Origin of the sequence: Microbispora sp. NPDC049125 (assembly GCF_040802045.1) — a bacterium.
GTDB lineage: Bacteria > Actinomycetota > Actinomycetes > Streptosporangiales > Streptosporangiaceae > Microbispora.
Window position 1 is genome coordinate 70,477 of sequence record NZ_JBEZDW010000002.1, and the last position, 24,491, is coordinate 94,967.

Genomic DNA, 24,491 nt, shown 5'->3' on the forward strand with positions numbered 1-24,491 from the left:
ATCAACAGCAACTACGGCGGCAGCTACCAGGACTTCAAGGCCGGCGCCAAGGGCAACCTCACGGCCGGTCTCAAGAACCAGAACGCCTCGCACCAGTTCAGCCCGTCGACGTCGACGTCGACGCGCGTCAACATGTCGTACGCGCTGTACAAGACCGGCGGCGGCCACATCAGCTGCGGCTTCGACGGTTACACCACCACCCGCGGCCGGCATGAGGGCATCGACATCGCGCGCAGCATCGGCTCGGATGTCCACGCCCTGGTGAGCGGTCAGATCATCAACGTCGCCTTCGGCCACAACGGCGGCTCGGGCCTGTCCACGATCGCCATCTACAACGCCTCGTTGAACAAGACGATCATCTACCTGCACTCCGCTCCGCGGTCCTCCCTGCGCGTGGGCCAGCAGATCTCGCGCGGTCAGATCATCGCCGACGAGGCCTGGCACGGGGTGTCGTCCAGTGGGGCCGCGCACACCCACGTCGAGATGCGCCCCGGGCGGCAGAGGCTCGCCGCCAAGAGCGTCGGCGACTCCACTCTGAGCAACCCGAACCCGAACTCGTTCTGGGTCTCCCAGGGCTACAACGTCCGCTAGAGCACCGCGGCGTCTGACGAAGAGGAAGGCAACTGTGTCTCCACGAACTGCACGGCTGATCTCGCGGCTCGCCGCGGCGGCCGCCGCGATGACGCTCGGCGGGACGGCGCTCGCCACCGCCTCACCCGCCTCGGCGGCGAGCCGCAACGGCGTCTGTGAGAGCGGCGAGTTCTGTTACTACTTCAACAGCAACAACCAGGGGTCGGTCTCGGACTTCGCCGGATCGGTCGCCGACTACGGCACCAAGCAGCCCTCCTGCTTCGACTTCAAGGGCCCCGGCGCGGGCAAGGGCAAGTGCGTCAAGAACGCCGCCGCCTCCGTGTGGAACCGCAGCAGCAAGACCGTCCGGGTCTACTTCAACAGCAACTACGGCGGCAGCTACCAGGACTTCAAGGCCGGCGCCAAGGGCAACCTCACGGCCGGTCTCAAGAACCAGAACGCCTCGCACCAGCTCCTGGGCTCCGCGACGCCGACCGGGTGCAAGACCGACGGCACGCACAGCAGGCTGCCCACGACCATCCTCGTCTACCGGAAGTCCCTCAACCGCGTGGACCGGGTGGCGTTCAAGACCTACATCAAGAACGTCCTGCCCAACGAGTGGCCGTCGTACTGGCCGAGGGAGTCGCTCAAGGCCGGGGCGATCGCCGTCAAGAACTTCGGCTGGTACTGGGCGCTGAGGTCGGCGAGCAAGACGCCGAGCGGCCAGTGCTACGACGTCACGGACCACACGGGCAGCCAGGTGTACAAGCCCGGCTCGGCGACGGCGGCGACGAACGCCGCGGTGGACGCGACGTGGAGCACCCGGATGACGCGCAACGGGCAGATCTTCAAGGCCCAGTACTGCTCCACGACGACGGCCTGCGGCAATTGGGTCACCGGCGACTGGATGTCGCAGACCGGCTCTCGTGACAAGGCCAAGGCGGGCTGGAGCTACTCCAGGATCCTCAAGAGCTACTACAAGGGGATCGTTCTCGGATAGGCCTTCGGCCCCTGGTTCCCCGCCGTGCGACGCGCGGCGGGGAACAGGCGTCAGCCGACGATGATCTGGAAGTTGAGCGGCCGGCCCCCGGGGAACGCGACCTGTCCCGCGCCGTCCATCACCTTGAACCGCACGTAGCACAAACCCGCGTTCCTCGGGGTGGTGACCTCGGTCTGGATGTCGACGATCTGCCCGGGCCGCGTGTCGGGGATCGGCACGTCGGAGATGGTCTGGCACTGATCGGGTCGCAGGGGGAGGTCGAGGCGATGCAGCGAATATCCCTTCCACGGCACGGTTCCGATGTTCTTGAGCCGCCATACCTTGGTCATGGTCTGGCCGGGGCCGACGCGTGTGCAGTCGGGGAGCTTGATGTCCCCGATGAACGCCGCCGAGTCACCCTCGTGCGCGGGCGGGGCCCACGGCGGGTTGGTCGGGCGCACGGGGCAGTCGGCCGCAGGCAGCAGCGCGGCGTTCGACGGGCCGCCGGACGGGTCCGAGCCCGGCTCGCCGGTCCCGGAGCCGCGATTGATCACCATGATGCAGACCGCCGTCACCGCGGCGACGACCGCTGCCGCGACCACGGCCGCGACGGGGCGGGTCAGCCGGAATCGCCCCCGGCCCCTCCGTGCGGGGACCGGCTGGACGCCGCCCGCGATCTCGTCGGACGACGGCGGCGCGGATGCCGAGGTCTGGCCGGACGACCGCGGCTCCTGCGACCCGATGGCGACGTGCACGGCGCCTGTGGCGGAGGCCGCGAGTCCATCGGGCGGACGGGCCGGCAGCGCGCCCGAGCGGATCGAAGGATCTCCGGCGCTCGCCGATCTGACCGTCAGGCTGGCCCTCTCCCAGCGTTCGCGGTACGCGGCCGGGTCCGCGCCGCAGGCCTTGACGAACTCGACGGTGGTCTCCCAGCTCGGGAGCCGGTTGCCCTTCGTGGCTTCGTGCAACGTCGTGTGCGAAATGGCCCCTGACCGGCCAGACATCTCCCGGAAAGGTGGGTTGCCGACCGATTTGCGAAGTTCGCGCAACGCCGCTGCGAATTCGTCGATCGTGTCCGCCTGTGCAGGCATGTCGTCCACCGGGTGAAGCTAACAGCGGTCACGGTATTCACTCAAGCTCACCCCCGCAGCAGCGGACAAAGCCAGACGAACTGGCATCAATAACCTGAATCCCGCCCATCTGCCGACGAGGCCGCCTCTTTCCCGCCGGAGTAGTGATCGGCGATCGCGGCGAAGGCGGCCTTGGGCTCCCAGGCCATGTCGGGGTAGGTGTCGCCGTTGCGGTCCTCGAAGACCTTGACGATTCCGCCGCTGGCGAGGTCGAGGTCGTCGCGGGGGTCGCCGTCGGGGCGGTGGGGGAGGTTGTAGAGCGCGAAGAGGTGGACGAAGGCGCTGTCGACGCCCTCGCTGTCGAAGATTTCGAGCAGCTCGCGCAGGTATGTCGCCTGACCGGCCTCGTCGCGCTGGTAGTGCCCGTTCACTCGCAGTGGCAGGCCGGTGGCTTCGTCGTATTCGAGGATCTCCATGCTGCGTGGTGCGACGTCGCCCGCCCCGCGCCACGTCGCGGTGCCGAAGCCGGTGACGGCGACGGGTTTCGGTTGTGCGACGAGACTGCGTACGCCGTCTCGGAACTGGTCGGCGACCTCCGCGGACCGGATGAGTTCGAGGGTCACGATGTCGAACAGGTCCCAGTCGACGCCCTCGAACGGTATGGCGGCGTAGGTGACCTTTCCGTGAAAGCGTTCGCGGATCGCCGCCGCGGCGGTGCGGAGGAAGTGGTCGAGACGCGAGCGGATCTCGGCGATCCGCTCGGCCCGGCCTTCCGGATCGGCCAGCAGGCGGCTGAGGCGTTCGTCGATACGGTCGCCGTCGACGAACCCGCGGTTCATGATGCTCAGCTCGACACCGGCGACGAACACGACCTCGGCTCCCTCGCCGCGGAGTCGCTCGGCCCGCTCGGCGCAGTCGAGGAACAGCGCGAGGATCTCGTCGGTCGTCAGGTCGAGCGGGTACGGCGAGAACCAGACCTCCAGCCCGAGATCGGCGGCGGAGCGGGCGGCGAGCTCCAGGCGATGCGGGTCGCCGCCGACGAGCTGGACGGCGTTGCAGTGCAGATCGTCGCGGATGATGGTCAGCTCCCGCCGGACCAGCCCGGGGTCGAAGTGCTCCACCGAGTTGAGGCCATCACGGACGAAGCCGGTGTCGTAGGTCATGCCTTTGGCTCTCATGTGTGCCGGTCCTTCCTGTTCGGGTGTTGCCGGGTGGGTTCGCGGTGACGCTAGCCGGATTTTTGCGTGCACGCAAGTTTGCGTACACGCATGAATCGTGCGATGGTAAGGGTGTGACGACAGCCCGGCCCACCTTGCGCGAACGGAAGAAGCAGGCCACCAGAGAGGCGCTCCGGGAGGCGGCGCTGCGCCTGGCGCTGGAGCGCGGGCCGGAGAATGTCCGCGTCGACGACATCGCGGAGGCCGCGGGCGTGTCGCCGAGGACGTACAACAACTACTTCTCAAGCCGCGAGGAGGCGATCGTCGCGGCGGTCACCGCCGAGCGTGCGTCACGAGTCGCGGCGGCCGTGGCCGCCCGCCCGGCCGATGTCGGTCTCGCCGACGCCGTCATCGACGCCGTCGTCGGGCAGTACACCGACCCGGGCGACCATGCGGCCGACGCGCTGCTGATGATCACGAACAGTGCCGCGCTGCGCGCCTGCTACGTCGACACCGTCGCCACGATCGAGGGCCCGCTCGCCGAAGCCATCGCCGAACGCTGCCAGGACATGGACCGGCTGACCGCCGAGGTGCTGGCCGCCGGCGTCGGGGCCGCCGCCAAGGTCGCGATTCGGCGGTGGCTGCGGTCGGCGGGCAAGCCCGCGTCGCCGCCCGGCTTCGTGGTGGTGTCCGGCTCCCTGCCGGACCTCATGCGGTCCGCGTTGGCGCCCCTCGCGCCGGCCCTCGACACCGCCACGAGCTCACGTCCGCCTGGCGCCGGTCCGACCCCCTCGTGATCGCACCGATCACACGTCCAGGCCGGTTTGGCGCGAGGCCGTCTTCCTCGAACGCCGCGGCACCGTCACGGCTGTGTGACCAGTTCGGGTATGGTCCGCGCCGCCAGCATGATCCTCGCGACACTGCCGGTCAGCGCCAGGAACAGCAGCAGGGATGGCGGCGGCGGAAGTGTGAGAACCGTGCCCAGCAGGACCGTGTCCAAGACGGCGACGGTCCCTGTGCCGGCGAGCGCGGCCAGCCGTACCGTCCGGTAGTGCCGTCGCGCCCGGCTGGCGGTCACCAGCATGAGGACGGCCGACCCCAGCAGGAAGCCGGCGACCAGGCGTGACGGCAGGGGGATCGCCGAGGCCCACGCGTCGCCGGTGATGAGAACGGCTCCCCAGCCCGCTCCGATGATCGGCCCGGCCACGAGAAGCCTGAACGCCACCTGCCTGCCAGGTGAGGTGCGCACGAAGGCGGCGGTTACGGTGTCGGCGTCGCCGAAGTCCGCCAGTGCGGCCCGGGCCGCCGCGTCGGGATCGCCGAGCCGCTCCATCTGGTCGTCGTACGAGGCGAGCAGCCCGTCGGCGAGCTCGTCGACCACGGGAGCGGGGAGCCGTCCGGCGAGCGTGTGAAGGTGACGTTCGATCAGTTCGTGGCCGGCCATGGACCACCTCCCAGCGCCGCGGACACGACGGCGGCGAACTCCTGCCAGTGGTCGCGCGCTCCCGCGAGAGAGCGCCGTCCCTGTTCGGTCAGCTCATAGGTGCGACGTCTGCGCCCGCCTACCACCGACCAGCTTCCCTTGATCAGTCCGGCGTTCTCCAGCCGGTGCAGCGCCGGGTAGACGGTGCCGGTGGGCAGGTCGATTCTGCCGTCCGTGGCGTCACGCAACGCTTCCTTCACCGCGTAGCCGTGCCGCGGTCCGTCCTCCAGCGCGGCGAGGAGAAGGCCGTCCAGGTGTCCTTTGAGTGCTTCTGCCCTCATACGTAGCAACGCTACAACTGCTCTTCCCGGGAGCCAAGGCCCGGAGTAGTGTCGCTATATGTAGCATTTCTACCTATAGGAGATGCCGTGGACTCCCTCGACATCGCGGGCATTCCGATCCCCAACGCCGGGCCGGTCTTCCTGGCCGCACTCACGATCCACATCGCCGCCGGGCTCGCCTGCGTGGTCTGCGGTGCGAGCGCGGCACTGACGCGCAAAGGAGGCGAGCGGCACAGGCGGTTCGGCCGCGTCTACCTCTGGTCGTCGGTTGCCGTCTACGTCACGCTGACTGTCATGTCGGCGATCCGCTGGCGGGAAAACGTCCACTTGTTCGCCATCGGCAGCCTCTCCTTCGCCGCCGCACTGACGGGCTACGCCAACAGGCGGCGTCGCCCCGACATCCACATCCTGGGAATGGGCGCGTCCTACGTGCTGCTCCTGACCGGCTTCTACGTCGACAACGGACCACACCTACTGATATGGGACAGGCTTCCAGCCGTCGCCTACTGGCTGCTCCCTGCCCTGGTCGGCTTCCCGTTGATCGCACGAGCGATCGCCCGCAGGCGCCGCGAGCAGACGCCGGCCCGGGCGTGACAAGCCGCGGTGCGGCTCAGGCGATCGGCGGTAGCGCGAGTCCTCCGGGACGTTAGGGACCTGACCGCAATCAGTGTGCAGCGAGGTCAGAGGGCTCGGCGCCCGGCCAGAACGGGTCACGGCCGATGAGACCCAGCAGCCGGGTCTGCGCATCCGCGCCGGCGGGCACCTCGACCCGGTCCCCGAACTGGCCGGACGAGCGGAGAGCCTGCTCCATCTGCTCCATCTCACCGAGGAGCCGGGCACAGAAGTCGCGGTCCAGCCGGTCGTCCTGGCCGGTGGCCCTGGACAGATCCCAGGTGTGCATGAACACGTCAGCGGTGTAGAACCGGTCGATCGCGGTCTTGAGCGGCAGGCGGCCGATGTGCGGGTTGGTGAGCTCCCTGTGCGTCGTCTCCGGATCGTCCAGCACCGACTGGACGCCGTCGCAGTGAACCTGCCACGCGGCGACCGGGTCCTCGTCCACCGACGGGCCGCTGGGCAGTTCGATGCCGGCGCCGGAGGCGAGGAACCCGGGAAACCACTCGATCAGGTGACGCACGACGTCGCGGGCGGCCCAGCCGGCGACCGGGGACGCCGCGTCCCAGGCCTGGGCGCCGCGGACCCGTTCCGTGAAGAGCCCGGCGACCTGCCGGTGCCGCTCGGCCGGGTGGTCAGACAGCGCCATCGATGAGCATCCTGTCCAGCTTCGCGTACCCCTCGTCGACACCGGTCTCCATACCGCTGCGCAGCCACGCGTCGCGGCTTTCGAAGCTGTCGACCAGCGACTGCGTCCGCAGCCGCGTACGGCCGTCGCCCAGATCGTCGAACCACAACGTCTCCAGCGCGACTCCGTCGGGATCGCCCTCGAAGGTGAAGGTCTGCACGATACGGTCCGGCCGTACCTCGTGGAAGCAGCCGTGGAACCGGTACTCCACGCCGTCGCGCACGGACACGTACTGCCAGCTTCCGCCGGTACGCGCGTCCCAGTGCTCTATCCGGGTGACCATGGCGTCGGGACCCACCCACCGCGCGAACAACGCGGGATCGGTGTGGGCGCGGAACAGGTGCTCGGGTGTCGCCGCGAAGTCACGCGTCATCCGGATGATCGGAAGCTTCTGGTCGGCTTCGACGACCGTCTCTGTGATCTTGCTCATGTTCGTCTCCCTTTATCTCCGTCAGTACGGCGTCGAGGCGGCGGTAGCGCCGCTCGGCGCGAGCCCGGTGCCGCTCGATCCAGGTGTCCATCAGGTCGAAGGCCTGGGCCTCCAGGCGTACCGGCCGGGGCTGCGGCCCTGGTGGCCGGCTGACGAGCCCCGCGTCCTCGAGGACCCGCAGATGCTTGTAGACGGCCTGCAGGGTCATCCGGTACGGCTCGGCGAGTTGGCTCGCGGTGGCGTCGCCCTCCGAGAGCCTGGCCACCATGTCGCGCCGAGTCGGATCCGCGAGGGCGGCGAAGACCCGCGACAGCGTATCCATGGCCGCCTCCTTGATTTCAACTCAACGGTTTAAAGGACTATAGCCCGTGGATCACCCGATCATCAACCCTGTAGTTGAAAGAGCAGCTCATGCTGTACGACGCAGCCGAGCTCCCGGCCGGCCCGCCGCGCGGGGGGCGTGCGGCGGTCAGTTGGGGCAGAAGTGGCGGCAGCCGCCGAAACGCCCGGTGTCCGGCTGGACGAAGCGGCTCTCCGGCGTCCCCCGCACCGCCTCGGCCATGGCCTTCTTCCAGATCAGCCCGGGAACCGACGTGCCGTCCACCCGCGCGTAGAAGCGGCCGCCGATGGTGACGTCGGTCAGCGGGTGTTGTATCGGGCCGCGGGAGTCGCCGAGGCTGACGGCCGAAGCCAGGCCGGGGGTGTAGCCGGCGTACCAGGCGGTGCGGAATTGGTCGCCCCTGCCGGGCATGCCCGCCGCCTCACGGCCGACGCCCTTGAGCGCGCTCTTTCTCAGGACGTCCGACAGCACTCCGGTGACCGCGTCGGCGACCGCCGGCTCCAGGACCTCACGGCAGCGCGGCGGGAAGGGACGCGGGGCCGCTGAGCCGTCCCGGATCTCCGCGATCACCGTCGGCTCGCAGAAGCGGCCGTGGGCGGCGAGAGTCGCATAAGAGTTGGCCACCGACAGGGGGTCGGCCTCGTTGAAGCCCAATGTGAACGTCGGGTACTCCTGGAGCGGCGCCCCGTCCGCGCGCCTGAGCCCGAGCCGCTCGGCCATCTCGACGGTCTCGCACAGGCCGACGCTCTGCTCCAGGCGCATGTAGAAGGTGTTGACCATGCCGAGGGTGCCCGAGCGCAGGGTGACGAACCGGTTCCCGTCCTTATCCCAGTTGTGGATGGCTATGTGCGGATCGCCGACAGGCCGGCCCGCGCAGTCCTTGAACGTCGCGTAGCTCCGCATGCGGTATTCGTCCGAGACCGTGAAGCCGTCGTCGTACCGCAGGCCGGTGGCGAGCGCGGCGGCCAGGGTGTACGGCATCGTCGTCGAGCCCTGCTGGAAGCCCGCCCCGGAGGCATCCCCATAGCTGGTGGCCATGGCCCTGATGGCGCCTTCGCCTGGGACGATCATGACCTGGGTGGCGATCTGCGGATCGTAGCGGTCGACATAGGCGTCGACGGCCCGCTGCGCCGCCCGCTGGATCCGCATGTCGATCGTCGTCTTGATGGTCAGGCCGCCACGGGTGGGGAGCAACGGGTCCTGCGCCAGCAGTTGCTCCTTGACGTAACGGCACAGGTAGGGGAACCCGCTGCTGGCGCAGTCGCCGGAGAACTCCTCGATGACGGCGCCGCCGGCGTCCAGCAGCACGCTCTTGCGGGCCACGGGCGAAGGGGAGGCGGCGACGGTGGAAGCCGAGGCCAGATGCTCCTCAGCCGGACCGCTGTCCGCAACGTTCCGCAACAGCAGGAAAACGGTGGCCAGCGCACCCACCGCGACGACGCACAGGAAAGCCAGCAATGCCTTCATCGTTGCCCTTCGCCACCTCACTCCGCGTCCCGATCATCCGGGAAGCGGAGTGGCGTGGGCAACCGTCCGGAGACGGCAGTGGCTTTCCGGACGTCCGTCTGCCGTCCGGTCCTCATCGGCCGCGGGGGCCGGCGGCCGATGGGGACCGGCCCGGACCGGCTGCTCAGCCGGTGACCGAGTAGAGCCGGGCGACTCCGCCGGCCAGCTTCGCCTGGACCTGCCGTGCGTCTTCGTCGGCGAGGATCTCGATGGAGCCCTCCTCAAGCGCGTCGAGCGACAGCGCGGCGACCACCGCGGGGTCGCTCTTGGGAGCGTCGACCGACGCGACCATGTCGGTGTCCAGATATCCGACATGCAAGGCGGCGACGTTCGTGCCCTGAGCGGCGAACTCCAGCCGCAGGGCATTGGTGAGCGACCACTGCGCCGACTTGGCCGCGGCGTAGCCGCTGTAACCCGGATAGGTCACCCACGACAGCACGGACAACACGTTGAGGATCGTGCCGCCGCCGTTGCCGGCCAGTTGCGGGGCGAACGCACGGCTCACCGCGAGCGTGCCGAAATAGTGGGTCTCCATCTCCAGGCGAATGTCGTCCAGGGAGCCGTCGGACACCGACGCGCCCGTGTAGGAACCGGCGTTGTTGATCAGCAGCGACACGCCTGATGTCTCCTCGGCCGCCGCGGCCACCGACGCGGGGTCGGTGACGTCGATCGCGACCGGGATCACTCCCGGCACATCGAGTGACGCCACGTTCCGGACACCGCCGTACACGGTGGCGCCACGGGCCACGAGCTGCTCCGCGAAACGCCGGCCCAACCCGCGGTTGGCGCCGGTGACAAAAGCCGTGCTTCCAGCTATTTTCATTGATTCTCCTTGGATGTATCGCGGCGCCGGCCGGGGAGCCGCGCGGGCAGCGACGAGCCGACCGCCTCCCGCCTTTCGGCGGCCTTCATTGAACCGACGCGGGGCGCGTATCGGTTTGGACGGATTCGCCGAACGTCTACGCGACGGCCGGGACGGGCACGACACCGGCGGGGGGGTCTGGGGTCTCGGGGTCTCGGGGGCTCGGCGGTCTCGGGGGTTTGGTGAGGAATCTCAGCCCGCCGTCAGCGCCTGCAGCCGTCGCTCAAGCTCGGCGCGCTCCACGCCGTTGGCGGACAGCGCGATCGCGCGCTCGTAGGCGCCGGCCGCGCCCCTCAGGTCACCGGCGCGCCTGAGCAGCTCGGCGTGCGTGGCATGCAGCGGCTGGTAGCGCTCGAGCGCCGGATCGCTCCGCAAGGGGTCGAGCAATCTCAGACCGGCGCTCGCTCCGTAGGCGAACCCGACCGCGGTCGCATGATTGACCTGGACCACCGGTGAGGGGGTGAGCCGGCCGAGCGCCTCGTACAGCTCGGCGATCCGAGCCCAGTCCGCGGCGCCGCCGTCCGCGGCGCGGATGTGCAGAGCGCTGATCGCCGCCTGGAGAAGGTACTGACCGGGACGCTCGGACCGCACCGCATGTTCGAGTGCCTGGAACCCCTCGCGGATCCGGTCCCAGTCCCACATGGACCGGTCTTGCTCCTGCAGCGGAACGTAGCTCCCGTTCCCGTCGACCCGGGCGGCGCGGCGCGCGTCGTGCAGCAGCATCAACGCCAGGAGCCCCCAGGCTTCGGCGTCGCCGGGCATCAGCTCGCATACGACACGTCCGAGGCGGATCGCCTCGTCACACAGCTCGGCCCGCACCAGGAGATCGCCCTCGCTGGCGGAGTACCCCTCATTGAAGATCAGATACACGACGCGGAGCACGCCGCGCACGCGCTCGGGGAGCTCCTCGCCGGAGGGCACCCGGTAAGGGATGCGGGCATCGGCGATCTTGCGCTTGGCGCGGACGATGCGTTTGCCCATCGTGGGCTCCGCGACCAGGAACGCGCGTGCGATCTCGCCGGTCGTCAGGCCGCCGAGCGTGCGCAGCGTGAGCGCGACCTGGGCCGGCGTGTCCAGCGCCGGATGGCAGCAGGTGAAGATCAGTCGAAGCCGGTCGTCGGCGATCGCGCTCGCTTCGGCCGCCGGGGGGTGCTCCTGCTGGTTCAGGCGCAGTAGCGCGGCCAGCCGCTCGGCGCGATCGGAGATCGACTGGTCGCGCCGTAGCCGATCGATCGCGCGCCGCCGGGCCGTGACCGTGATCCACGCCGCCGGATTGTCCGGCACCCCGTCGCGCCGCCAGGCCGCGAGCGCGGCCTCGAACGCGTCTTGAACGGCGTCCTCGGCGACCTGGAAGTCGCCGACGTACCTGATCAGAGTCGCCAGTACGGCCGCCCGCTCGTCCCGGAACACGCGCACGGCCGCCGCGGTGGTCACATCGGCCATGGTCAGCCCCCGCCCGCCCCCTGGCCGTTCATGTGCACGCGGCCGACATCCGGTATCTCACTCGCGTTCATGATCGCTCGGACTTCAACCGAGCCATAGCGCGCGGTGGGCATCCTCGCCGCATGACGCAGTGCCTCGTCGACGTCGGCACAGTTGAGCAAGTAATAGCCGGCGAGGACCTCTTTGGTCGTCGCGAAGGGCCCGTCGGTGAGCTCGGTCTCGCCGCCGCGTACACGAACGGTGGTCGCGCTCGTCGCCGGATGCAAGGGGCCGTTCGCGACGAGCAGCCCGGCCTTCCGGAGGCTCTCCGTCAACTCCCGCCACAGCGGCATCTCGGCCCATCTGTCCTCCTGCTCCTCACTTTCAGGGGCGTACAGCAACAGCATGTACTGGGGCATCGGTCCTCCTCAGGTCTCGCCGCGTCAAGACGGTCGTCGTCAGTACGACGCAGCACGGTGCGGGATTTGGACGACCCGGCCGGAAAAGCCGGTGCGAAGGGGTGCGCCGGCGGTTTCGGCACACCCCTTTCTGTTGATCCGGTCGGACCGCTACTGGTTCAGCGCCGCCACCGCTTTGACGATTTCCGGGTTGTCGGCCTGGAGCCGACCGGCCCAGCCGGCGTTCTCAAGCGGATAGTGGTTCATCAGCAGCAGTGTCTCGTCGGTGTTGGCGAGGCCCCGGTAGGCAGTCGCGATCGCGGCGAGGATCTTCTCCGCCATCGTTCTCTTGGTGTCGAGGTCGGAGAGCTCGGGAGCTTCCAGGAAGCAGAGCGGCTTGATGGGCTGCGCGTTGATGCGGCCGTCCTGGGAGACGTTCTCCGGCGAGTATTCCCGGAGCCATATTCGCACGTCAGGGATGTGATAGGCGGCGTCGACGGCCTCGGTGATCTCCATCATCATCTTCCGCTTGGCCTGGTCGCCGATTCCGATGGGAGCTTCGATCAAGAGCTGCGGCACGGTGGGTCTCCTGTTTCGTGTACGGCTGGACGACCGGGCTGATCGTCGGCCTTGGTAGGACAGTACAACTATCTAGTCGGAAAGAACAACCACGCATACCGGTTTTTTCAATCACGCTGATAACCTGTCCGGCATGGCGGGCAAGCGGAAGTACGACGACGGCTGCGCCGTGGCGCACGGCCTGGACCTGATCGGCGAGCGATGGGCGCTGCTGGTCGTGCGGGAGCTGTTGCTCGGCCCCAAACGCTTCACCGATCTGCGTGCGGGCCTGCCGGGCGCCAGCGCCGACATGCTGACCCAGCGGCTCCGCGAGCTCTGCGAGACCGGGATCGTGCAGCGGCGCAAGCTCCCGCCGCCCGCGGGCTCATGGGTCTACGAGCTGACCGACTGGGGGGCGGAGCTCGAGCCGGTCATCATCGGGCTCGGCCGCTGGAGCAGCCGCTCGCCGACCCTGCCCGAGGACGCCGACACCGGCGTCGACTCGATGGCTCTGTCCCTCAGAGTCCTGTTCGCCCCGGAGAGGGCGCAAGGACTCCGTGCGACCTTCGCGCTGCGCCTCGGCGAGCATCGTTTCCGCATTCAGATCGGCGACGGCCGGATAACGCTCGAACGAGGGGAGCCCGACCATCCCGACGCCGTCATCGACACCGATCCGGGCACGCTCGCCGCGCTGCTGCGGAAGAACCTCCGGGTCGCCGACGCGCTGCGCACCGGAGACCTGACCGTCGACGACCCCAAAGGCCTGGTCGAACGGTTCACCGGCCTGTTCCCCCTGCCCGACCCCGCGACGCCACGACGTTCCCCGGCTGGGCCCGCCGGCTGAACGGCACGCCCGACCGCTGTCCAAATCGGCATGGACGCCGCGTCGGTTAACGGGGCCACCGGATGGCGGCCAGAGATCGCGGGGAGGAAGCCGTCGATGGAGATGATGAGAGCGGTGGTCGCGCGGGAGGTCGGCGAACCCGGCGACGTACTCACCGTCGAGCGGGTGCCGGTGCCCGAGCCAGGCCCGGGACAGGTGCTCGTGCGGGTGGACGCGGCGCCGGTGCACGCGAGCGACCTGCACATCATGCGTGGGCGGTACGGCTTCGCGCCGCGGTTCCCCGCGGTGCTCGGCCTGGAGTGCGCCGGCACCGTCGCCGCTCTCGGGCCAGGAGTCAGTGCGGACGTCCCGGGGCTTCGGCCCGGCAGGCGGGTGACGACGCTGGGTGTGACGGGAACGTGGCAGGAGTTCGTGGTGGCCGACGCCTCACGTGTCCTGCCCGTGCCGGAGTCGCTGAGCACCTCCACTGCGGCCCAGCTGACCATCACTCCGCTGACCGCGTGGCTGCTGGTCACCGGGCTGGACCTCGGACGCGGCGACCGGCTGTTGCAGACGGCCGCGGGCTCCACGGTCGGCGGGCTCGTCATCGCGTTGTCACGCCACCTCGGCGTTCACACGCTGAACGTCGTACGCCGCCGGGCGACCGCGGAGCAGATCCACGCCCTGGACGGTGCGGAGGTCATCTGCACCGAGGACGAGGACCTGCCGGAACAGCTGGCCCGCTTCACCGCGGACCGGCCGATCGGCAAGGCGATCGACTGCGTCGCCGGGCAGGTCGGAGCCGACGTCTCCCACGCGTTGGCCCCCGGCGGGGAGCTCGTGGTCTACGGGGCGCTGTCCACGCATCGCCAGACCGATCCCGCCATGTTCACCGTCCCGGTGTCCGCCCCCTCCCTCATCTACGGCAACAAGATCGTTCGCGGCTTCTTCCTCCCCCACTGGTTCGCCACGACGTCCCAGCATGACGTTCGCCGCGCTCTGGAGTCGGTGACCGGGTTGATCGAGAAGTCGGTGATGGTCATCCCTGAGGGGCAGCCGATCCCCGCCGGCGAGGCGGTGCGGGCAGCGCACCTTGCCGAGGCGGCAGGCCGCGGCGGGAAACCCCTCCTGGTGTTCTAGCCCGTATCGCTGCCGGTCGAGCCGGTCGCCGATCGCCGCCACGAGGATCCTCGCGGCGTACGGCGAGCCGGTCGTGGCGTGGCCACGGCGCGGTCCAAATCGGCGCGGGTGCCGCGTCGACTTACCGGGCCGCCGCGCGGCGGCCCGGATCTCTGGAGGACGAGATGAGTTCAGATCTTCGCGGACAAGCGGTCACAGCGCGGCCGGGCGGAGCCTCACCGGCTCAGGACCCGGAGCAGGCCGTGCTCGCGTTGTTCGACGCGACGTCCAGCGCCTGGAGGGACGGCGACGCCGGGGCGTTCGCGGGCCGATACGCCGAGGACGCCACGGTGATCCTCCCCGGGGTCCATCTGAGGGGCAGAGCCGGCATCCGGGCGAGCATGGGAGACGCCTTCGCGGGCCCGTTGAAGGGTTCGAGGCGCATCCATACGCCGCGCGGCGTCCGGTTCCTCGGCGCGGACGTGGCCGTCGTGGTCACCCGGAGCGCCACCGTGTTCCCGGGTGAGGCCGAGCCTCCGGCAGACCGGTGGGAGCTGGCGACCTGGACGCTCGCGCGACGCGACGGCAGGTGGCTGGTCGAGACGTATCACAGCTGCCCCGCCGGCTGACCGAGGACGACGGGCTGCGACGGCGCGCCGTCGCATCCCCTCGAACCGGCTGTGCATCTCCAAGCCGGGACGCCCTGGGGAAAGTCACGCTACGGGGCGGGGGCCGGTCCTCACCGGTCGCGTGTGGATCTTGGCGACGCAGGCCGGGAGGGCGGCGCTCTCGTCATGGCGGCGGGCCCGGTACGAGCTCGGGCTCTCGCCCACCAGCTCGGTGAACCGGGAGCTGAACGACCCCAGCGACGTACAGCCGACCTCGAAGCAGACCTCCGTCACCGTCAGGTCACCCCGCCGCAGCAGCGCCTTGGCCCGTTCGATGCGGCGCGTCATAAGGTAGCTGTACGGCGTCTCCCCGAAGGCGGCGCGGAAGCTGCGGGAGAAATGGCCCGGAGACATGAGGGCGACACGCGCCAGCGCGGGAACGTCGAGCGGCTTCGCGTAATCACGGTCCATCAGGTCACGGGCCCGGCGCAGCCGGACGAGGTCCTCCAACGTCACGCGACCACAATCTCACAGCCCCGCGCGCACACCAGGCGCCGCCTGCGCGCCGGCCAACCACACGTGCGTCCGGCGGACGAGCTTGTGTCCAGATAAGGACACGGTGACAACCGGGAGTCCTCATGGCGGTCTTCCTTATGCCCCATTTGCATCGTCGGGAGTCGCCTTGCACGTCCGTACCGTCTTCTCCGTCACCGCCTTGAGCGCCGGTCTGATCCTCGCCTGCCGGCCCCCCGCGTACGCCGCCTCCGGCGAGGAACGGCGGGAGCCGGCCGTCGGCACCGACATCGTCGAGTATCGGTGCACCACGACCGGCGTCGCCGGCACGCAGGACATCAAGGTGAGAGTCGAGCTGACGATGCCGGCCGACGCCACGACGAAGCAGCAGATGACCATCGGATGGCACGGCAGCTACGCCGAGGGCACCGCGTTGCGGGCCGCCGCCGGGGGACTGTCCGGCGCCAAGCTGTACGCGTACGCGTCCATCAGCGGGATGAGCGGGCTGACCTCCGCCACCGGGGTGGGGACGCTCGGAGTGGTCGGCGCGGGGGAGGTCATCCCGCTGCCGGCCGAGGTTCCGCTCAAGACGACCGCGTCCATCGCGTCCATCGCGGGCACGGCGACGGTGAGGCCGGCGGCCATGAACATCGGGGACAGGCCCACGGAACCGGTGATCGAGTGCGAGGTGCAGAACCGGGACGCCCTGAAGACCTATCCCCTCACCGTCGTCGCGGCCGGAGGAGGGACCACTCCCACTCCCGGTACGTCCAGCCCCAGACCGACCCACACCGTCACCGCCACCGTGACTCAGAGCGCCGCGACTCAGAGCGCCGCGACTCAGGGCACGGAGACGGGGAAGGGGGGCGACGAGGCCGCCCGGATCCCCGTCGGGGCGGCCGAAACCGGAGGCGGCGGCGAAGCGGGGCCGGACGGACGCGTGCTCGTGTCGGCCGGTCTCCTCCTCACCCTCACCGCCCTCGCCGGCCTGCTGACGCGCCGCCGTGCCGTCAGGCGGAGATGACCGGTCCCGCACGGCCCTGAAGCTTCCCCGGCGTCGGTGAACTTACGGTGGACCAGATCCGGCGCGGCCCGCCGCCTGCCCTGACGGGTCAGCCAACGCGGCTTGTTCGGTTCGCGTCCGGCCAGGCCGAGCTCGGCCATCCGGCTGGCCACGGTGTTCTTCGACACCCACCAGCCATCAGTGTGCGGGTCCGGGCATCATTGGCACAAACATACTGAAACAGCACTAGACAGGACAATGGCGCGGATGTAGGGAGCCGGAACGGCACGTGCTGTGGCGGGCTGCCGCTCGTCCCGCGTGTACGGGCCTTTCTCAGGTGGCCGCCCCCCTCCTGCCGGCGCCTCACCCGGCCAGGAAGACCCAGGCGGGGCCGACGTCGCCGCGGAAGCATGACCCTTTGGTATATGGGAGACCCGATCCATGGCTTGGTCCATCACCGACAGTCCTGACGTCTTTCGTGCCGAGGCGGGAGCCTTCGTGGCGTCGCGTCCCGACCTGCACACCATGATGCTGTCCGGACTCGACACGATTGAGCGCCTTCGCTCCGGCGAAGCAACACCGCCTGCGGTTCTGGGATGGTGGCGAGACGAGGGGGAGGAGCGTACGACAGGCGCTTTCGTGTGGATGCCGCCGCACCTGCTGGCGGCGAGTCGCCTTGCCGACGCCCCATGTACAAGCCTGGCCCAGTTGCTTTCCGCCGGTGACCATCCCTTCAGGGGGCTGATGGCCGACGACGCGACGATCCGCCTCTTCTCAGAGGCATGGAAAACGGTCACGGGGTCCACTCCGGAGAGCGAACTCCACCTGCGTCTGTACCGCCTGGAACAAGTCGCACCTCCGCGCGTCGCACCTCCGGGGGAGCCTCGCGTGGCAACCGCCAAGGATCGGGACCTTCTGCACGCCTGGTGCACGAGCTTCGTCGAGGAGGCCGGCTCTCTCGGAGCAGACCTCGACACGTTCGTCGACGAGCGGATAGCCGGAAAGGGGTGGCGACTGTGGGAGGTCGGAGGCGAAGCGGTCGCCATGGCCGCCACGACCCCTACCGTGGCCGGTATGGCGCGGATCACTCCCGTCTACACCCCGCCCGAGCACCGCGGCCGGGGCTACGGCGCCGCTGTCACCGTGGCCGTCTCCAAGGCCGCGCAGGAGGCCGGCGCAGCACACGTGCTCCTCTTCACCGATCTCGCCAACTCGACAACCGACAGGCTCTATCAGCGCATCGGTTACCGGCCGGTATCGAACTACCAGATCATGCAGCCTTGACCTGCCGACCGGCGGAAAGCCCCCGGGGACGGCTGGGCCGGGACTGTCAGACGTTCACAGGTCCCCCCAAGAGGCTTCCGTCTGGGGCCGGTCTCGTGTCCTGTCAGACGTCCGTCTACCGTCGTCTCGGTGGAATTGCTTGAAGCATTGCTTGCCGCGCACCGCGCGTACCTCCTCGGCTGGAACACCGGGGACTCCGGAAGCCCCGATCTGCCGATCTACCGCAGCGAGGTGCCGCACGCGCCGCTCAACGGTGTGCTGCGCGTGGGCGGGCGCGCTCCGCGGGAGGCGCTCGCCGAGGCCCGCCACCGTCTCGACGGCGTACCCCGAATCTGGTGGGTCGGCCCGGACAGCGACGCCGGCACCGCGGACGCTCTGCTGTCTCTCGGCGCTGTCCGGCTCGCCCGTATGCCGATCATGACCGTGGCGATCGACAAGGTGGCCTCCGCGTCCACGCTCCCCTGGTTGCACATCACAGAGATCACCGACATGTTCGAATTCGTCCCTGCCTACGCCCGGGTATCCGGAATCAGTCCGGAGGGCGTCGCGGTCGCGATCGAGCGGGAAAGGGCGTTCTCCGGTGACGGTACGGTGATCAGGCTCGCCGGTCGCCTCGACGACGGTCAGATCGTCGGCACGGCCGTCGCCTGGCTGAGCCATGACCTGCTCACGCTGTACTTCATCGGAACCCAGCCCGAGCATCGCCGACATGGCATCGGCACCGCCATGACCAGGGCCGCGCTCGATCTGGCCCGAGAGCGGGGCATACGCACAGCCGCCCTCACCTCGACCGTCGCCGGAGAATCCGTCTACCGCGGCCTCGGCTTCCGCACCGTGGGCACCTTCGATCTGATGTCGTTTTGAGCCAAGCCCGGCTGGGTCGCGTCTCCGCTGCTCCGCTGTCGCAACGACAACCCGCGCCCGTTCGTGTGGAAGAAGACCGCAGAAAAGATCCTCGAATCCCCGATATTGCGGACGATTCCGGCTGGGGTCACTAGCGAGGTGCGGCAAGGACGTCCCGGAGTACGTCCTCCAGCGTGACACGGGCCAGCTCGCGCCTCAGGGTCTCCTCGATGCCCTCGTAGATGCCCTGCATCGCCGGCTGGATGCCGTAACCCACCACGCACCCCTGGTCGGGAGTGGCGCGGTGCATCGCGAACAGCGGGCCGGGTTCCACCGCCTCGTACACGTCGAGCAGGGTTATCGACTCCAGCTCGCGCGCCAGCGACCAGCCCGCGCCCACGCCCCGCCGGGACTCCACGAGCCCTGCTTTCCGCAGCTCGCCGAGCAGCCGTCTGATCACCACGGGATTGGTGTTCGCGCTGGCCGCGATCTGCTCGGAAGTGGCGACCTCGTGGCCCTGGCGCTGGTAGAGGCTGATCCACGCCAGCGCGTGGGCCGCGATGGTCAGCCTGCTGTTGGCGCTCATGAGCCCTTCTCCTCCCGGCCGCGACATCGCATGCTACGGCCCGCGCAGTCGTAACAGCAAATGTTGCGATCAACCCATCGTAACAAATACTGTTACGACCCAACGAGAGATCGATCAGTGAGGTGGGAAGAATGGACAAGCCGCTGACCGGCAAGGTCGCCCTGGTCACCGGGGGATCCCGCGGACTGGGAGCCGCCACCGTACGGCTGCTGGCCGAGCAGGGCGCCGACGTCGCGTTCACCTATGTCAGCTCCGAGGAGCGGGCGAGGGCCGTCGTGGACGAGGTGCGCGGCAGGGGGACGAAGGTCGTCGCGTTCAAGTCCGACCAGGCGGACGTGAGCCAGGCGCCGGCGCTGATCGACGACGTGGTCGCGCACTTCGGCGGCCTGGACATCCTCGTCAACAACGCGGCGATCTCGGTGAGCGGTACGGTGGACGACCCGGACGCCGACACCGCCGCGCTGGATCGGATGCACGCCACCAACTACCTCGGGGTGATCGCCGTCATCCGGGCCGCCTCCCGGGTGCTGCGCGAGGGCGGCCGCGTCATCACGGTGAGCTCCGGACTGGGCTCCCGGGTCGGCCTGCCGGGCCTCGCCGACTACTCGGCGACCAAGGCGGGGGTCGAGCGGTACACCATGGGTGTCGCCCGCGACCTGGGCTCCCGTGCCATTACCGCCAACGTCGTGGAAGCCGGGCTGATGGATGGCGGCATGGAGCCGCCGGACCCCGAGACCCTCAAGGCCCTGCTCAGCTCGCTGGCCATGCAGCGCATCGGCCATCCCGACGAGATCGCCGCGGCGATCGCCTTCCTCGCGAGCCCCGCCGCGTCGTACGTCACGGGCGCGGTGCTGGACGCCCACGGCGGTTACAACGCCTGAACCGGGCACCTGTAGAACTGACGTGATGCTGTTCGTGCAGTCAGGGGGAACCGTGAGGGTGTTTCTTGCCGGTGCGTCAGGCGTGATCGGGCAGCGGCTGGTTCCCCGGCTGGTTCAGGCGGGGCACGTGGTGGGTGGTATGACTCGTTCGTCCGGCAAGACGGAGCTGCTGGCCCGGCTCGGCGCAGAGCCGATCGTCTGCGACGTCTTCGACCGGGACGCATTGATCCAGGCGGTTCGCGACTTCCGGCCGGACGTCATCCTGAACGAGCTGACCGATCTGCCGGACGAGGCGGAGAAGATCGGCGAATACACGGAGCTGAACGCTCGCATCCGGACCGAGGGGAACCGGAATCTGATCGAGGCGGCGCGGCAGAGCGGGTCGCCGAAGCTCCTGGCCCAGACGATCGCCTGGCAGTTGCCTGAAGGGCCCGGCGCTCTGGCCACCGCCGAGCTGGAGCGCTCCGTGCTCGCCGAGGGCGGCGTGGTGCTGGCCTATGGGCAGTTCTACGGGCCCGGCACCTACTGGGAGCAGCAGATCCCCGGGGAGCCCCGCGTCCAGATCGACCGTGCCGCCGAGCGGACGGTCGAGCTGCTGGGCGAGCCGTCGGGCGTCGTCGTCATCACCGACTAGGCAACACCTAGTCGAGCCAGATCACGATGCCGGTCAGGCCGTTGAGCACGGCCGCGACACCGGCCCGGACGGCGCGCCCGGCGCGCTCGGGTGTGAAGGTGGCCGGATCGTACGCCGAGGACATGCCGAGCCCCTCACCACGGAACGAGGCACCGGTCCAGTCGGCGGCGGTGACGTTCTCCGTGGGCTCGGCCAGTTCGGCGCCGACCACGAGGAACTGCTGGGCGAGGTGGCTGGCGGTGACCAGGGCCAGGGGGTCGATGAGGTCGTTGCCGACGCTGATGACGAGGTCGGGCGCCATGTCGATCGCCCGGACGATGCTCGGAACGTACTGGTCCGGGGCCGTGGCATCGATGGTTTTCATGCTGACGTCCTCCTCCTCGGCCCACTTCGTCACGGCGTTCGCCAGCGTCCTCGTCTGCGCGTCCTTCCCCGCGGTGAGCAGGATCACCCGGTAGCCCTCGGACGGGCGGACCCCGTCCCAGGAGCCGGGTCGCGGCGTGATCGTCGCCTCAGGGGCGGGTGACGCGGCAGGGCGGAACCCAAGGCCCAGATCGCCGACGGTGCTGGGCTTCGGGTGCGGCCGAGACCAGTCGTCGCCTGAGCCGCATCCGCTGACCAGTACGGCGGCGGCAGCGGCCAGCGCGCCGGCGGCCAGAAGTCGGGGGCGCATGGGGATCGTCCTTCGAAGTGGCGTGAAGTGCGTCTCCTTCTTATCCCATTGCTTGCTGTCTGCGGGACATGGGTGGTTTTCGCCCTGATGGGTTCTTCGTGGGTTCGCATGTGAGCCGCCGTTCGTTCATCTGGGCCGAGCAAATTGCCTTCCTCAACTGATGAGGAGTCACATGTCCCACGCCGCCCGGCGTCGCGTCTGTGCCGTTGTCGCCGCGGTGGTCGTGGCCGTGCTGCTCAGCGCCCTGCCCGCCCTCGCCCACGGGTTCACCTCGGTCGTGTACGCCGACCTCACCTCACCCGGAGCCGGGCACGTCCGCTCCGCGCTCGGGCTGGAGTACGACCTGCTCGTCGTCTCGGCCGCCGACGCGGAGAAGGACGACGCCCTCTTCCGGGAGGGCACCGCGGCGTTCGAGGCCGGCGACGCGGCGAAGCAGGCCGCCGCGCTCGAGGCCCACTCCGACACGGTGCTCGCGTACGTCACCGAACGCTTCGGCGTCACGGCCGGTCAGGCGTGCACCCCGGTCCGGGACGGCGACTTCACGATGGAGCAACGCGAGGGTGTCCCATACGCGGTGCTGGTGCTCGACTACCGGTGCCCGGCGTCCGCCGACGCGCACGAGGTGCACAGCGGGCTGTTCCCCGACTCCGAGGGCTATGTCCGCGGCACCAAGACGGTGGTCACCTACGACCTCGACCTGACGTCCGGAAGCGCCGCCCTCGACGCGAAGCATCCGTCGTTCTCCACCCAGCAGTCCTGGGCCGAAAGGTTCTGGGAGTTCTTCCGGCTCGGAGCCGAACATCTGCTCGGCGGGCTCGATCACATCCTGTTCCTGCTGGCGCTCATCGCCGGGTCACGCCGCCTGCGCGAGATCGTGCTGGCGGCGACGACCTTCACGCTGGCCCACTCGGTGACCTTCATCCTCGCCGCCCTCGGCCTCGTGCAGGTGCCCGCGTCGTTCGTCGAGCCCGTCATCGCCCTTTCGATCGCGGTCGTCGCCGGCTGGCATCTGTGGCGGATCTGGCGACGCCGATCGCACGCCACGGATCTCGAGATCGCCGGTCACGGTCACCTCGGCCTGGACCCCGCGGGCTGGACGCGGCTCGCGGTGGTCTTCTGCTTCGGCCTCGTGCACGGGCTCGGCTTCGCCGCGGCGCTGGGCATCGACCAGGCCTTGTCGTGGACGCTTCTGTGGTCGCTGCTCGTCTTCAACGTGGGCATCGAGGTCGTCCAGCTGTCGATCATCATGCTCGTCTTCCCGGTGCTCGCCATGCTGCGCCGTCGCCGGCCCGTCACGGGACTGTGGACGACCGGGACGATCGCGGCGGGTGTGTCCGTGATGGGCCTGGTGTGGTTCGTCCAGCGAGTTCTCGGAGTCTGAGGCCACAACTTCGGACAAGCGCAACGGCACGCCCGCCTCACGTTCACCACAAGGACACCAGCCTCCGAAATCTTGACAAAGATCCCGATACACCTCAAATGGACGGAAACGTAAATGAAGTTCGACAACCGGACACAGGGCCCCGGGCTTGTCCGACGCCGGGCGGCCGTGAGCGCCACCGCGGCGTTCATGGGCATGACCGCGGTGTTCGGCGGTGGCCTGACAGCCGCAGCGCACGCTGACGCCGGAGCGACGAGCACCGGCGTCATTCTCGGCGTGGGCGCCGACGAGGCCCAGCGCGTCGTGTCCTGGTACTCCTCGGCCGGCACCGCGCAGGTGGTCCAGGTCGCCCCGACGTCCCAGGTGCGCAACGGCGAGTTCCCCAAGAACGCCGTCACCATCCCGGCCACGGTCACCGCGAACAAGGTCAACGGTGGCTTCAACGGCCACGCCGTCATCGACGGCCTGAAGCAGAACACCTCGTACTCCTACCGGGTGGGCGCCGAGGGCGCCTGGTCCTCGACCTACTCCTTCAGGACCCAGAACTTCAACGGGAACAGCTTCGACTTCCTGTTCTTCGGCGACCCGCAGATCGGTTCGTCCGGCGACGTCGCGAAGGACGGCGCCGGCTGGACGGACACCCTGAACGTCGCCACCGCCGCCAACCCGAAGGCCGAGCTGCTGGTCTCGGGCGGCGACCAGATCGACAGCGCCAACAACGAGACGCAGTGGAACGCGTTCCTCGCGTCCGACAAGCTGCGTTCGTACCCGTGGGCCGCCACCATCGGCAACCACGACGTCGGCGGCAAGGCGTACGAGCAGCACTTCTGGACGCCGAACACCGACCGTTCCGCGCCGTACTACAACGGTGACGCGAACACCCGCTCCGGCGGTGACTACTGGTTCACGTACAAGAGCGTGCTGTTCATCGACATCAACAGCAACGCCTACGCCAGCGGCGCCGACGCCGCGCACATCGGTTACATCACCGATGTGATCAAGAACCACGGTGCCAAGGCCAAGCACACGGTGCTCGTCTACCACCACTCGATCTACTCGCCGGCCGACCACGCCAACGACGGCGACAACCAGCTGCGCCGCCAGGACTTCCCGACCGCCTTCTCCAACCTCGGCGTCGACCTGGTCCTGCAGGGCCACGACCACAGCTACTCGCGTAGCTACGTCATCAAGAACGGCAAGAAGGCCAACCCGGCCGAGCAGCCCGGTGCCGCCGAGGTCGCCGAGGGTCCCGGTGGCGTCATCTACGTGACGGCGAACTCCGCGTCGGGTTCGAAGTACTACGACATCACCGCTCCGGACACCACCGAGGACCCGAACTACGGCCCCGACCCGCTCAACCCCAAGAGCCACTGGGCCAACTCGGTGCAGAACCAGGAGCACGTCCGGACCTACGTCAAGGTCCAGGTGCGCGGCGACAAGCTCGTCGTGGAGAACATCCGCAGCGGCACCTGCGCCGCCCCCAACGCCGCCGTGGAGCTGGGCAAGGAGTCCTGGTGCGGCCCGAACGACGGCAAGGACGCCGCTCTGCCGGTCGGCTCCCGGGTCGACAGCGTCGTGATCCACACGAACGACGCACCCGGCAAGCCCGGCAAGCCCGGTGAGCCCGGCAAGCCCGGTGAGCCCGGCAAGCCCGGTAAGCCTGGCAAGCCCGGTGAGCCTGGCCCCGCGTCGGACTGGCTGCAGTAGCCGGCCGAGGGCGGTGCCGGTGACTCTCAGCCGATCGCGCTGAGCTGATCCGGCCCACTCCATCCGGTGGGGTGGGCGCC

General features: G+C 69.3%; 29 protein-coding genes. 14 read left to right on the forward strand and 15 right to left on the reverse strand.

Translation table 11 applies throughout. The features are described 5' to 3' along the window. Together AB0B72_RS02730 and AB0B72_RS02735 are read left to right on the forward strand one after the other, a co-directional pair. Window positions 1–591 (forward strand): M23 family metallopeptidase (locus tag AB0B72_RS02730; protein ID WP_367736543.1); only part of this gene is annotated, 591 nt, incomplete at its 5' end. A 34-nt stretch (window positions 592–625) separates the two neighbouring features. Beyond that, on the forward strand, window positions 626–1,570 hold the full coding sequence (locus AB0B72_RS02735) for a SpoIID/LytB domain-containing protein (protein ID WP_367736544.1): 945 nt from the start codon (window positions 626–628) through the stop codon (window positions 1,568–1,570). A 50-nt stretch (window positions 1,571–1,620) separates the two neighbouring features. Here the strand turns inward: AB0B72_RS02735 and AB0B72_RS02740 are convergent, their stop codons facing one another. Continuing rightward, window positions 1,621–2,517, reverse strand: coding sequence for an NBR1-Ig-like domain-containing protein (locus AB0B72_RS02740; protein WP_367736545.1), 897 nt, complete (start codon window positions 2,515–2,517; stop codon window positions 1,621–1,623). A 209-nt stretch (window positions 2,518–2,726) separates the two neighbouring features. After that, on the reverse strand, window positions 2,727–3,797 hold the full coding sequence (locus tag AB0B72_RS02745; RefSeq protein WP_367736546.1) for a hypothetical protein: 1,071 nt from the start codon (window positions 3,795–3,797) through the stop codon (window positions 2,727–2,729). A gap of 113 nt (window positions 3,798–3,910) precedes the next feature. Between AB0B72_RS02745 and AB0B72_RS02750 the strand changes: the two genes are divergently transcribed. Then, the gene (locus AB0B72_RS02750; RefSeq protein WP_367736547.1) at window positions 3,911–4,573 is read left to right on the forward strand and encodes a TetR/AcrR family transcriptional regulator; all 663 of its coding nucleotides are present in this window, start codon (window positions 3,911–3,913) and stop codon (window positions 4,571–4,573) included. 65 nt (window positions 4,574–4,638) lie between these two features. Here AB0B72_RS02750 and AB0B72_RS02755 read toward each other — a convergent pair whose 3' ends face one another. Then, window positions 4,639–5,220 (reverse strand): hypothetical protein, encoded by a 582-nt coding sequence (locus tag AB0B72_RS02755; protein WP_367736548.1) that lies wholly within the window; start codon window positions 5,218–5,220, stop codon window positions 4,639–4,641. Next, window positions 5,202–5,540 carry a PadR family transcriptional regulator gene (locus tag AB0B72_RS02760; RefSeq protein WP_367736549.1) on the reverse strand — a complete coding sequence of 113 codons (339 nt, stop codon included), beginning with the start codon at window positions 5,538–5,540 and terminating at the stop codon, window positions 5,202–5,204. The genes AB0B72_RS02755 and AB0B72_RS02760 overlap by 19 nt, the downstream gene beginning before the upstream one ends. A gap of 87 nt (window positions 5,541–5,627) precedes the next feature. Between AB0B72_RS02760 and AB0B72_RS02765 the strand changes: the two genes are divergently transcribed. Further along, entirely contained in the window at window positions 5,628–6,134 is a 507-nt protein-coding gene (locus tag AB0B72_RS02765; protein WP_367736550.1) for a hypothetical protein, read from the forward strand. A 70-nt stretch (window positions 6,135–6,204) separates the two neighbouring features. On the opposite strand, the gene AB0B72_RS02770 is transcribed toward AB0B72_RS02765, so the two are convergent. The 8 genes from AB0B72_RS02770 to AB0B72_RS02805 form a co-directional block, all read right to left on the reverse strand. Further along, on the reverse strand, window positions 6,205–6,801 hold the full coding sequence (locus tag AB0B72_RS02770) for a TIGR03086 family metal-binding protein (protein ID WP_367736551.1): 597 nt from the start codon (window positions 6,799–6,801) through the stop codon (window positions 6,205–6,207). Further along, entirely contained in the window at window positions 6,788–7,270 is a 483-nt protein-coding gene (locus AB0B72_RS02775; RefSeq protein WP_367736552.1) for an SRPBCC family protein, read from the reverse strand. Before AB0B72_RS02775 ends, AB0B72_RS02770 begins: the two co-directional genes overlap by 14 nt. Beyond that, a complete protein-coding gene (locus AB0B72_RS02780) occupies window positions 7,203–7,592 on the reverse strand; it encodes an ArsR/SmtB family transcription factor (protein ID WP_367736553.1) in 390 nt (129 codons plus the stop codon). Before AB0B72_RS02780 ends, AB0B72_RS02775 begins: the two co-directional genes overlap by 68 nt. 147 nt (window positions 7,593–7,739) lie before the next feature. Beyond that, entirely contained in the window at window positions 7,740–9,077 is a 1,338-nt protein-coding gene (locus tag AB0B72_RS02785) for a hypothetical protein (protein ID WP_367736554.1), read from the reverse strand. Between the two features lie 163 nt (window positions 9,078–9,240). Further along, a complete protein-coding gene (locus AB0B72_RS02790; protein WP_367736555.1) occupies window positions 9,241–9,939 on the reverse strand; it encodes an SDR family oxidoreductase in 699 nt (232 codons plus the stop codon). A gap of 231 nt (window positions 9,940–10,170) precedes the next feature. Beyond that, window positions 10,171–11,421: an RNA polymerase sigma factor gene (locus tag AB0B72_RS02795; RefSeq protein ID WP_367736556.1), complete on the reverse strand. Its 1,251-nt coding sequence runs from the start codon at window positions 11,419–11,421 to the stop codon at window positions 10,171–10,173. Window positions 11,422–11,423: 2 nt separating this feature from the next. Then, window positions 11,424–11,819 (reverse strand): YciI family protein, encoded by a 396-nt coding sequence (locus tag AB0B72_RS02800; protein ID WP_367736557.1) that lies wholly within the window; start codon window positions 11,817–11,819, stop codon window positions 11,424–11,426. Window positions 11,820–11,969: 150 nt separating this feature from the next. Further along, complete coding sequence (locus tag AB0B72_RS02805; RefSeq protein WP_367736558.1) at window positions 11,970–12,377, reverse strand: 4-oxalocrotonate tautomerase family protein; 408 nt, start codon at window positions 12,375–12,377, stop codon at window positions 11,970–11,972. A 133-nt stretch (window positions 12,378–12,510) separates the two neighbouring features. Here AB0B72_RS02805 and AB0B72_RS02810 point away from each other — a divergent pair, with 133 nt between their 5' ends. The 3 genes from AB0B72_RS02810 to AB0B72_RS02820 all read left to right on the forward strand — a co-directional run bounded on the left by AB0B72_RS02810 (window position 12,511) and on the right by AB0B72_RS02820 (window position 14,927). After that, entirely contained in the window at window positions 12,511–13,200 is a 690-nt protein-coding gene (locus tag AB0B72_RS02810) for a winged helix-turn-helix transcriptional regulator (RefSeq protein WP_367736559.1), read from the forward strand. A 96-nt stretch (window positions 13,201–13,296) separates the two neighbouring features. Then, window positions 13,297–14,319: a zinc-dependent alcohol dehydrogenase family protein gene (locus tag AB0B72_RS02815; RefSeq protein ID WP_367736560.1), complete on the forward strand. Its 1,023-nt coding sequence runs from the start codon at window positions 13,297–13,299 to the stop codon at window positions 14,317–14,319. A gap of 164 nt (window positions 14,320–14,483) precedes the next feature. Further along, entirely contained in the window at window positions 14,484–14,927 is a 444-nt protein-coding gene (locus AB0B72_RS02820) for an SgcJ/EcaC family oxidoreductase (protein ID WP_367736561.1), read from the forward strand. A gap of 84 nt (window positions 14,928–15,011) precedes the next feature. Here AB0B72_RS02820 and AB0B72_RS02825 read toward each other — a convergent pair whose 3' ends face one another. Continuing rightward, on the reverse strand, window positions 15,012–15,377 hold the full coding sequence (locus AB0B72_RS02825) for a helix-turn-helix transcriptional regulator (protein ID WP_367736834.1): 366 nt from the start codon (window positions 15,375–15,377) through the stop codon (window positions 15,012–15,014). 211 nt (window positions 15,378–15,588) lie between these two features. On the opposite strand from AB0B72_RS02825, the gene AB0B72_RS02830 reads away from it, so the two are divergent. The 3 genes from AB0B72_RS02830 (at window position 15,589) to AB0B72_RS02840 (ending at window position 18,570) form a co-directional block, all read left to right on the forward strand. Next, window positions 15,589–16,443 carry a hypothetical protein gene (locus AB0B72_RS02830; RefSeq protein ID WP_367736562.1) on the forward strand — a complete coding sequence of 285 codons (855 nt, stop codon included), beginning with the start codon at window positions 15,589–15,591 and terminating at the stop codon, window positions 16,441–16,443. 420 nt (window positions 16,444–16,863) lie between these two features. Next, window positions 16,864–17,706 (forward strand): GNAT family N-acetyltransferase, encoded by an 843-nt coding sequence (locus tag AB0B72_RS02835; protein ID WP_367736563.1) that lies wholly within the window; start codon window positions 16,864–16,866, stop codon window positions 17,704–17,706. A 129-nt stretch (window positions 17,707–17,835) separates the two neighbouring features. Beyond that, window positions 17,836–18,570, forward strand: coding sequence for a GNAT family N-acetyltransferase (locus AB0B72_RS02840; protein WP_367736564.1), 735 nt, complete (start codon window positions 17,836–17,838; stop codon window positions 18,568–18,570). A gap of 130 nt (window positions 18,571–18,700) precedes the next feature. On the opposite strand, the gene AB0B72_RS02845 is transcribed toward AB0B72_RS02840, so the two are convergent. Continuing rightward, entirely contained in the window at window positions 18,701–19,135 is a 435-nt protein-coding gene (locus AB0B72_RS02845) for an Rrf2 family transcriptional regulator (protein WP_367736565.1), read from the reverse strand. A 131-nt stretch (window positions 19,136–19,266) separates the two neighbouring features. Between AB0B72_RS02845 and AB0B72_RS02850 the strand changes: the two genes are divergently transcribed. Both AB0B72_RS02850 and AB0B72_RS02855 read left to right on the forward strand, forming a co-directional pair. Then, on the forward strand, window positions 19,267–20,016 hold the full coding sequence (locus AB0B72_RS02850; protein ID WP_367736566.1) for an SDR family NAD(P)-dependent oxidoreductase: 750 nt from the start codon (window positions 19,267–19,269) through the stop codon (window positions 20,014–20,016). 25 nt (window positions 20,017–20,041) lie between these two features. After that, complete coding sequence (locus AB0B72_RS02855; protein WP_367736567.1) at window positions 20,042–20,650, forward strand: NAD-dependent epimerase/dehydratase family protein; 609 nt, start codon at window positions 20,042–20,044, stop codon at window positions 20,648–20,650. A gap of 7 nt (window positions 20,651–20,657) precedes the next feature. Here the strand turns inward: AB0B72_RS02855 and AB0B72_RS02860 are convergent, their stop codons facing one another. After that, complete coding sequence (locus AB0B72_RS02860; RefSeq protein ID WP_367736572.1) at window positions 20,658–21,323, reverse strand: hypothetical protein; 666 nt, start codon at window positions 21,321–21,323, stop codon at window positions 20,658–20,660. Between the two features lie 172 nt (window positions 21,324–21,495). Here AB0B72_RS02860 and AB0B72_RS02865 point away from each other — a divergent pair, with 172 nt between their 5' ends. Further along, window positions 21,496–22,704: a HupE/UreJ family protein gene (locus AB0B72_RS02865; protein ID WP_367736573.1), complete on the forward strand. Its 1,209-nt coding sequence runs from the start codon at window positions 21,496–21,498 to the stop codon at window positions 22,702–22,704. A 114-nt stretch (window positions 22,705–22,818) separates the two neighbouring features. Beyond that, window positions 22,819–24,411: a fibronectin type III domain-containing protein gene (locus tag AB0B72_RS02870; RefSeq protein WP_367736574.1), complete on the forward strand. Its 1,593-nt coding sequence runs from the start codon at window positions 22,819–22,821 to the stop codon at window positions 24,409–24,411. Window positions 24,412–24,491: the final 80 nt, after the last annotated feature.

Bases quoted from the DNA above. Each gene is read 5' to 3' on its own strand.
- AB0B72_RS02745 (WP_367736546.1), bottom strand. From the start codon at position 3,797: ATGAGAGCCAAAGGCATGACCTACGACACCGGCTTCGTCCGTGATGGC.
- AB0B72_RS02755 (WP_367736548.1), bottom strand. From the start codon at position 5,220: ATGGCCGGCCACGAACTGATCGAACGTCACCTTCACACGCTCGCCGGA.
- AB0B72_RS02760 (WP_367736549.1), bottom strand. From the start codon at position 5,540: ATGAGGGCAGAAGCACTCAAAGGACACCTGGACGGCCTTCTCCTCGCC.
- AB0B72_RS02770 (WP_367736551.1), bottom strand. From the start codon at position 6,801: ATGGCGCTGTCTGACCACCCGGCCGAGCGGCACCGGCAGGTCGCCGGG.
- AB0B72_RS02775 (WP_367736552.1), bottom strand. From the start codon at position 7,270: ATGAGCAAGATCACAGAGACGGTCGTCGAAGCCGACCAGAAGCTTCCG.
- AB0B72_RS02780 (WP_367736553.1), bottom strand. From the start codon at position 7,592: ATGGATACGCTGTCGCGGGTCTTCGCCGCCCTCGCGGATCCGACTCGG.
- AB0B72_RS02785 (WP_367736554.1), bottom strand. From the start codon at position 9,077: ATGAAGGCATTGCTGGCTTTCCTGTGCGTCGTCGCGGTGGGTGCGCTG.
- AB0B72_RS02790 (WP_367736555.1), bottom strand. From the start codon at position 9,939: ATGAAAATAGCTGGAAGCACGGCTTTTGTCACCGGCGCCAACCGCGGG.
- AB0B72_RS02795 (WP_367736556.1), bottom strand. From the start codon at position 11,421: ATGGCCGATGTGACCACCGCGGCGGCCGTGCGCGTGTTCCGGGACGAG.
- AB0B72_RS02800 (WP_367736557.1), bottom strand. From the start codon at position 11,819: ATGCCCCAGTACATGCTGTTGCTGTACGCCCCTGAAAGTGAGGAGCAG.
- AB0B72_RS02810 (WP_367736559.1), top strand. From the start codon at position 12,511: ATGGCGGGCAAGCGGAAGTACGACGACGGCTGCGCCGTGGCGCACGGC.
- AB0B72_RS02815 (WP_367736560.1), top strand. From the start codon at position 13,297: ATGGAGATGATGAGAGCGGTGGTCGCGCGGGAGGTCGGCGAACCCGGC.
- AB0B72_RS02820 (WP_367736561.1), top strand. From the start codon at position 14,484: ATGAGTTCAGATCTTCGCGGACAAGCGGTCACAGCGCGGCCGGGCGGA.
- AB0B72_RS02825 (WP_367736834.1), bottom strand. From the start codon at position 15,377: ATGGACCGTGATTACGCGAAGCCGCTCGACGTTCCCGCGCTGGCGCGT.
- AB0B72_RS02835 (WP_367736563.1), top strand. From the start codon at position 16,864: ATGGCTTGGTCCATCACCGACAGTCCTGACGTCTTTCGTGCCGAGGCG.
- AB0B72_RS02845 (WP_367736565.1), bottom strand. From the start codon at position 19,135: ATGAGCGCCAACAGCAGGCTGACCATCGCGGCCCACGCGCTGGCGTGG.
- AB0B72_RS02850 (WP_367736566.1), top strand. From the start codon at position 19,267: ATGGACAAGCCGCTGACCGGCAAGGTCGCCCTGGTCACCGGGGGATCC.
- AB0B72_RS02855 (WP_367736567.1), top strand. From the start codon at position 20,042: ATGCTGTTCGTGCAGTCAGGGGGAACCGTGAGGGTGTTTCTTGCCGGT.
- AB0B72_RS02860 (WP_367736572.1), bottom strand. From the start codon at position 21,323: ATGCGCCCCCGACTTCTGGCCGCCGGCGCGCTGGCCGCTGCCGCCGCC.
- AB0B72_RS02865 (WP_367736573.1), top strand. From the start codon at position 21,496: ATGTCCCACGCCGCCCGGCGTCGCGTCTGTGCCGTTGTCGCCGCGGTG.
- AB0B72_RS02870 (WP_367736574.1), top strand. From the start codon at position 22,819: ATGAAGTTCGACAACCGGACACAGGGCCCCGGGCTTGTCCGACGCCGG.